4 protein-coding genes, 1 tRNA gene and 2 pseudogenes are annotated in these 6119 nt (G+C 65.1%); 6 read left to right on the top strand and 1 reads right to left on the bottom strand.

The genetic code is table 11. The features are described 5' to 3' along the window. Positions 1 to 658 precede the first annotated feature (658 nt). Together ETD83_RS16870 and ETD83_RS16865 are read left to right on the top strand one after the other, a co-directional pair. Positions 659 to 985, top strand: coding sequence for a hypothetical protein (locus tag ETD83_RS16870; RefSeq protein WP_138646077.1), 327 nt, complete (start codon positions 659 to 661; stop codon positions 983 to 985). Positions 986 to 1178: 193 nt separating this feature from the next. Then, positions 1179 to 1592 (top strand): hypothetical protein, encoded by a 414-nt coding sequence (locus ETD83_RS16865; protein WP_138646076.1) that lies wholly within the window; start codon positions 1179 to 1181, stop codon positions 1590 to 1592. Positions 1593 to 1977: 385 nt separating this feature from the next. Here the strand turns inward: ETD83_RS16865 and ETD83_RS16860 are convergent. After that, positions 1978 to 2048, bottom strand: a tRNA-Gly gene (locus tag ETD83_RS16860). A gap of 79 nt (positions 2049 to 2127) precedes the next feature. On the opposite strand from ETD83_RS16860, the gene dcd reads away from it, so the two are divergent. The 4 genes and pseudogenes from dcd (at position 2128) to ETD83_RS16840 (ending at position 6074) form a co-directional block, all read left to right on the top strand. After that, the gene (dcd, locus tag ETD83_RS16855; RefSeq protein WP_138646075.1) at positions 2128 to 2703 is read left to right on the top strand and encodes a dCTP deaminase; all 576 of its coding nucleotides are present in this window, start codon (positions 2128 to 2130) and stop codon (positions 2701 to 2703) included. Between the two features lie 176 nt (positions 2704 to 2879). Next, positions 2880 to 4124: pseudogene (locus ETD83_RS16850) on the top strand (quaternary amine ABC transporter ATP-binding protein). Positions 4125 to 4284: 160 nt separating this feature from the next. Further along, positions 4285 to 5016 (top strand): annotated as a pseudogene (locus ETD83_RS16845) (ABC transporter permease); the annotation flags it as partial. A 170-nt stretch (positions 5017 to 5186) separates the two neighbouring features. Next, positions 5187 to 6074 carry a glycine betaine ABC transporter substrate-binding protein gene (locus ETD83_RS16840; protein ID WP_138646073.1) on the top strand — a complete coding sequence of 296 codons (888 nt, stop codon included), beginning with the start codon at positions 5187 to 5189 and terminating at the stop codon, positions 6072 to 6074. Positions 6075 to 6119: the final 45 nt, after the last annotated feature.

The raw sequence follows: 6119 nt of genomic DNA, 5'->3' as shown, positions 1-6119 counted from the left end.
GAGGCAGACCCGTCACACGGGAGACGTTTCCCCCGCTCGCAGGCCCCAGATCGCGCGACCTCATTCCTCGTCCTCTCCCATACGCGGAGGCACCCCGACACACTCCACCCGCAGCAACTCCCCTCGACCCAACCCAACCAGGCGAGCCGCCACCACCCCCTCGTACACACGACCCGGATGCACCGCCACCCACTCGAACCCCAGCCCCGGTCGTCCAACACGCCAAGGTCCCCGCCGTGCGGTCCCCTCCTGCCTGATTACAAGCAAGATCAGACATATCCGGGCAAGTCCCCACACGTCTCCTGACCAGCGCGGCAACCTCCGGCGCGTCCACACCTGTCCAAGGTCATCCGACCCTGTCGTTAGCACCGCCGTTAGCACCCCACCCGTCCCGGAGGGTGTGCCCGCGCGAACGGCGAGATGGTGTAACGGACAGTTACGCGCAGGCGTGCCCGTCCGGCCCGCCGGCTGGAGGCTGCGAAGCCACCGTCAGCAACGGATTGATTGCAGAGAGTACTGGAAGTTTGTTACGCTGGTAATTGTGTCCGTTTGACGGTCTGTCACCCCCAGAGGGAAAATGCTAAAGGTGTGGCTCGTATTCGTGGGATCTATCCTCTTAGTTTTGTGTACCTACGCGGCGGTCGACACGGTCCGCTTCATGATCCAGGGCAACTGGTACACGGCAACCGTCATTGGCCATCACCAGGAGATCAAATGCCCTCAGGGGAATTGCGGGCTCGTCATAGAATATACCGATGTGAAGTATGTCGACCACAACGGCAAGACTCATAAGGCTTCCATCGACCAAAAGTACAACACCACCACGGTTAGAATTTTTGCCACCCCACCGAGTCCCAATGTTATCACCTCACTCTGGGTGGGGTATGCTATCGCATTCGGCTGGCTATTGTATGCAATAACCTACTTGTACTTTATACGCATCATTATAATTGGCGGCAGATTCCCCGCTGTCGATTTAGGTTAGATTCCATTTCAAGGTTGACAGGCATAGCTCCCGACACCCTCCGCCCACCTGGGCGACCTTCGATCTGCTCAAGGGCGCGGCCGGAGCGATCTTCTCGCTCGTGCCGCCGCCTCGACCCCAGTGGGGTGAGTGGACATGGGATCAGCTACATGAGGCGCTGGGCATGCGCCTGCCTCGGGACTATGAGGCGTTGATGAGCATCTACGGCGCGGGTGCCTGGTCGGACGAACTCGGGTTTTACGACCCGCTCGATCCGGAGGAAGGAGTGGCCTACCAGGCACGAACGTGGGCAGATGACTACAGCGATCTGCGTGAAGAATTCCCCGAGTATCAACCTCTTGCGGTCTACCCTGAACCGGGTGGGCTTCTGGTCTGCGCCTGCACCAACGATGCCGACGGAGTCGGGTGGCTGACCCAGGGCCACCCCGATTATTGGACAGTAATCGTTTATCCGCGCCACGGTGATCAGGGACCGCCGTTGAAGGGCACGATGACCGAGGTGCTGCTTGCCTGGCTCAAAGGTGAGCTCGACGCCCCAGGACTACCCGGTCCAACCGACGAGTGGAGACCTGTCCCGGCATTCCGCAGTTGGTCATCCGACTACTGAACATCATGCCCATCGTGCTGCGCTCCTTGCTGCCTGATCCCACCCCCTTCCCAGCACGGGCCGTAACAGACGAACGGAGCTGTCCGGAGGGGTCTGGGGAACCACGGGGTTCCCCAGGAACGCACGCTGAACCACTCGCCCCGTGCAGGCCGTGACGAATTGCAATAGTCCTCAGCCACGGGCACGTCCTTGGCGAATGGCCTTCGACGCGGCGGCGCTGGCTCGTCCTGGGCGGCGGCGCGACCCCGTGACCGCTGGCGGACGTACCGGCACCAGCAGGATGCTCGGCCCGGCGGCCGTCATCGGGCACGTAGCGGGGACGGCGGGTGATGAACAGAAGAGGCCCAGAGCCAGTGATATCACTGGCCTGGGCCTTTGTGCTGGGAGCGGGTGACGGGAATCGAACCCGCGCTGTCAGCTTGGGAAGCTGAAGTTCTACCATTGAACTACACCCGCGTGAGGCGCTCGTGGGCGCCATGCTGTGGATACTGTACCGGAAGTCGGGTGGGGCGTGGTCGTGGGATAGCGTTTCGGGGTGCTGCTCAGCGATCGCGACATCAGGGCCGAGCTCGAGTCCGGGCGGGTGAAGATCGACCCGTATGAGCCGGGGATGGTTCAGCCGTCCAGTGTGGACGTGCGGCTGGACCGGTACTTCCGGGTGTTCGAGAACCACAAGTATCCGCACATCGATCCGGCCATCGAGCAGCCGGATCTGACGCGGATGGTGGTGGTGGAGCCCGACGAGGCGTTCGTGCTGCATCCCGGGGAGTTCGTGCTGGCCTCGACGTATGAGGTGTTCGGGCTGCCGGACGATCTCGCGGCCAGGTTGGAGGGGAAGTCGAGCCTGGGCAGGTTGGGCTTGCTCACGCACTCGACGGCGGGGTGGATCGACCCCGGGTTCTCCGGCCATGTGACGTTGGAGCTGTCGAACGTGGCGACGCTGCCGATCAAGCTGTGGCCGGGGATGAAGATCGGGCAGATGTGCCTGTTCAGGACGAGTTCGCCGGCGGAGTTCCCGTACGGGTCGGCGCGGTACGGGTCGCGGTATCAGGATCAGCGGGGGCCCACGCCGTCGCGGTCGTACCTGAACTTCCATCGGACGAAGGTGTAGTTCGATCGTGACGTGAACGTGACGAAAGGCACCAAAAGATGAAACATGTTCTTCAAACGGGTAGTTTCAAGCGACGCATGGCATTGGCGTCTGGTTGACAGCGTCTTTGGCTGAGCTCGGGCGCCCGACGAGGCGACCCGTTTCCGCGCAGCGACGTGGGAACCCGAAAGGAGATCGTGTCAGTACTCCGCGCGGAAAGCGTCACCAAGCTCTTCGGCCGTAAGGCGGCCGAGGCACAGCGGAAACTCAAGGCGGGCGCCGGTCTGACGGCGGTCCGGTAACTCGGGGTAACACCGGCGGTGGTGGACGCCACATTCGAGGTCCGGCAGGGCGAGATCTTCGTGGTCATGGGCCTGTCGGGGTCCGGGAAGTCGACCCTGATCCGGACGTTGAACGGGCTGCTGGGGAGTCACGTCCGGACGCGTCGAGATCGACGGTCAGGACATCGCGAAGCTGCCACCGAAGGCGCTGCGGGCGCTTCGGCAGAACAAGGTCAGCATGGTCTTCCAGCACTTCGCGCTGTTCCCGCATCGGACGGTTCTCGCGAACGCGGCGTACGGGCTTGAGGTGCGTGGTGTGCCGAAGGAAATGCGGGAGAAGACGGCGCGCGAGTTCCTCGGACTGGTGGGTCTGGAAGGGTCGGAGAACATGCTTCCCGGCCAGTTGTCGGGCGGTATGAAGCAGCGGGTCGGGCTCGCGCGAGCGCTCGCGAGCGGTACCGACATCATTTTGATGGACGAGGCGTTCAGCGCCCTGGACCCGCTGATCCGGAGGGAAGTCCAGGATCTGCTGCTGGATCTGCAGGGCGGTTCGGCAAGACGATCGTCTTCATCACCCACGATCTGGACGAGGCCATGCGCATCGGCGACCGCATCGCGGTGATGCGGGAGGGCCGGATCGTCCAGATCGGGACGGCGGAGGAGATCCTGACCGATCCGGCGAACGACTACGTCGCCCGGTTCGTCGCGGATGTGGACCGTACCAGAGTGCTGACGGCGTCCTCGGTGATGGAGAAGCCGCTGGTCACGGTGCTGGCGTCGACGGGGCCGCGGACGGCGCTGCGGACGATGCGGGAGCACCAGACGTCGGCGGCGTTCGTGATCGGGCGCGATCGGAGGCTGGTCGGGCGGGTGCGCGCGACGGTGATCGCGGACGCGGTCCAGGAGAACGCGCAGAGCCTCGACGGCCTGATCGACCTGGAGGAACCGGAACCCGTCGCGCCGGACACGCCGGTCGCCGACCTGTTCGTCCGGTGCGCGGAGAGCGACCTGCCGGTGCCCGTCGCGGATGGGGACGGCAGGCTCCTCGGCGTGATCCCCCGGGTGACGCTGCTGGCGGCGCTCGGCGCGATCAACTCGGTGGTGGACGAGGAACGGAAGCCGGTGCCGGCGAAGAAGGGCAGTGGCGTTGACGGTGAGTAACGCGGTGAAGCTGCCCCGGGTGCCGGTCGGTGAATGGTTCGACAGCCTGGTGACCTGGTGCACCGACAACCTCTCGTGGCTGTTCGACGGGATCGGCTCGGCGATCGAGTCGTCCGTCGACGGGCTGACGGACGCGCTGAACCTGCTGCCGCCGCTGGGGCTGACACTGGTTCTGGCCGTGGTGGCGCTGGCGATCAGCGGCTGGAAGCTCGGCCTGTTCACGATCCTGGGCTTCCTGCTGATCGACAGCATGGAGCTGTGGGAACCGGCGGTGGACTCGCTGGCCCTGGTGATCGTGTCGGCGCTGGTGGCGACGGTCCTGTCGGTCCCGATCGGGATCGCGGCGGCGCGCAGCGACCTGGTGAGCCGGGTCGTCCGGCCGGTCCTCGACTTCATGCAGACGATGCCGGCCTTCGTCTACCTGATCCCGGCGATCTTCTTCTTCAGCATCGGCGCCGTGCCCGGCGTGGTGGCGACGGTGATCTTCGCGATGCCGCCCGGGGTGCGGCTGACCGAGCTCGGCATCCGCGGCGTCGACCCCGAGATGGTCGAGGCGGGCGAGGCGTTCGGCACGCCGCCGAACCGGATCCTGACCCGGATCCAGATCCCGCTGGCTATGCCGTCCATCATGGCCGGGATCAACCATCTGATCATGCTGTCGCTGTCGATGGTCGTCATCGCGGGCATGGTCGGCGCGGGCGGGCTCGGCGGCGAGGTGCTGGAGGGCATCAACCGGGTGGACGTCGCGAAGGGCTTCGAGGGCGGTATCGCGGTGGTCGTGCTGGCCATCTACCTGGACCGTCTGACCGGCGCTCTGAGTGAAGGCCCCGGCATGTTGCGCGCCCTGTTCGCGCGCGGCAAGGCCGCCGCTGGTTCGTCCGCCGGTTCCTAGGACGGGCTCGTCGGTCTGAGCCACCCCCCGCTTCTCCCTGGCTCTCGGTCGGCCCACGTGCCCCGGTCGCGTCCCGTGAAACGGCCGGCGTCCCCAGCAGGACGGGTGGACGGACGCCGATGAGCCTGCTCCCCCTCATCTCACATTCGGCAAGCAACGAAAGGACGGGAATGCGCTTCAAGTTCAAGGGCCTGGCAGTCGCCGCGATGACGCTGACACTGGGGGTGAGCGTCACCGCGTGCGGCGACGACTCCGGCTCAGGCGGAAAGAACGACAAGAGCATCACCATCGGCATGGTCTCCGGATGGGCCGAAGGCGAGGCCGCCACCGCGCTCTGGAAGAAGCTCCTGGCCGACAAGGGCTACAGCGTCGAGGTCAAGACCCTCGACACGGGACCGCTCTACGCGGGCATGTCCAAGGGGGACGTCGACCTGTTCGTCGACAGCTGGCTGCCCGGCACCCACGAGGACTACTGGAAGCAGTACGGCGACAAGCTGGAGAAGATCAGCGCCCGGTACGACTCGGCGCCGCTGACGATCGCGGTGCCGAACTACTCCCCGCTGCAGACGCTGGACGATCTCAAGGGCAAGGGCGGCCAGTACGGCGGCAAGATCGTCGGCATCGAGAAGAGCTCCGGGCTGTACCGGGTGTCGCAGGAGGAGATGCTCCCCGCGTACGGGCTGAAGGACGAGTACAAGGTCACGACGTCCTCGACGGCGGCCATGCTCACCGAGCTGAAGAAGGCCATCGACGGGAAGAAGGACATCGTCGTCACGCTGTGGCGGCCCCACTGGGCGTACACGAAGTTCCCCATCCGTGACCTGAAGGACCCGAAGGGCGCCATGGGCAAGCCGGACGGCATCTACACGGTCGCCCGCGAGGACTTCAGCAAGGACCAGCCCGACGTCACCGCCTGGCTGAAGAAGTTCCGCATGGACGACAGGCAGCTCGGCTCCCTCGAGGACCTGATGGAGAACAAGCACAAGGGCAAGCCCGACGAGGCCGTGAACGAGTGGCTGGTGAGCAACCCCGCGTTCGCGAAGTCCATGACGGGCTGACGGCGGCGTTCCGCTGGAACGTTGCAAGGCAGCGGGCCGTCCGGG

It is taken from the genome of Actinomadura soli, assembly GCF_005889715.1.
GTDB classification, from domain to species: domain Bacteria; phylum Actinomycetota; class Actinomycetes; order Streptosporangiales; family Streptosporangiaceae; genus Spirillospora; species Spirillospora soli.
Note: the sequence above shows the minus strand (reverse complement) of the source record. Positions and strands in the feature narration are given on the sequence as shown.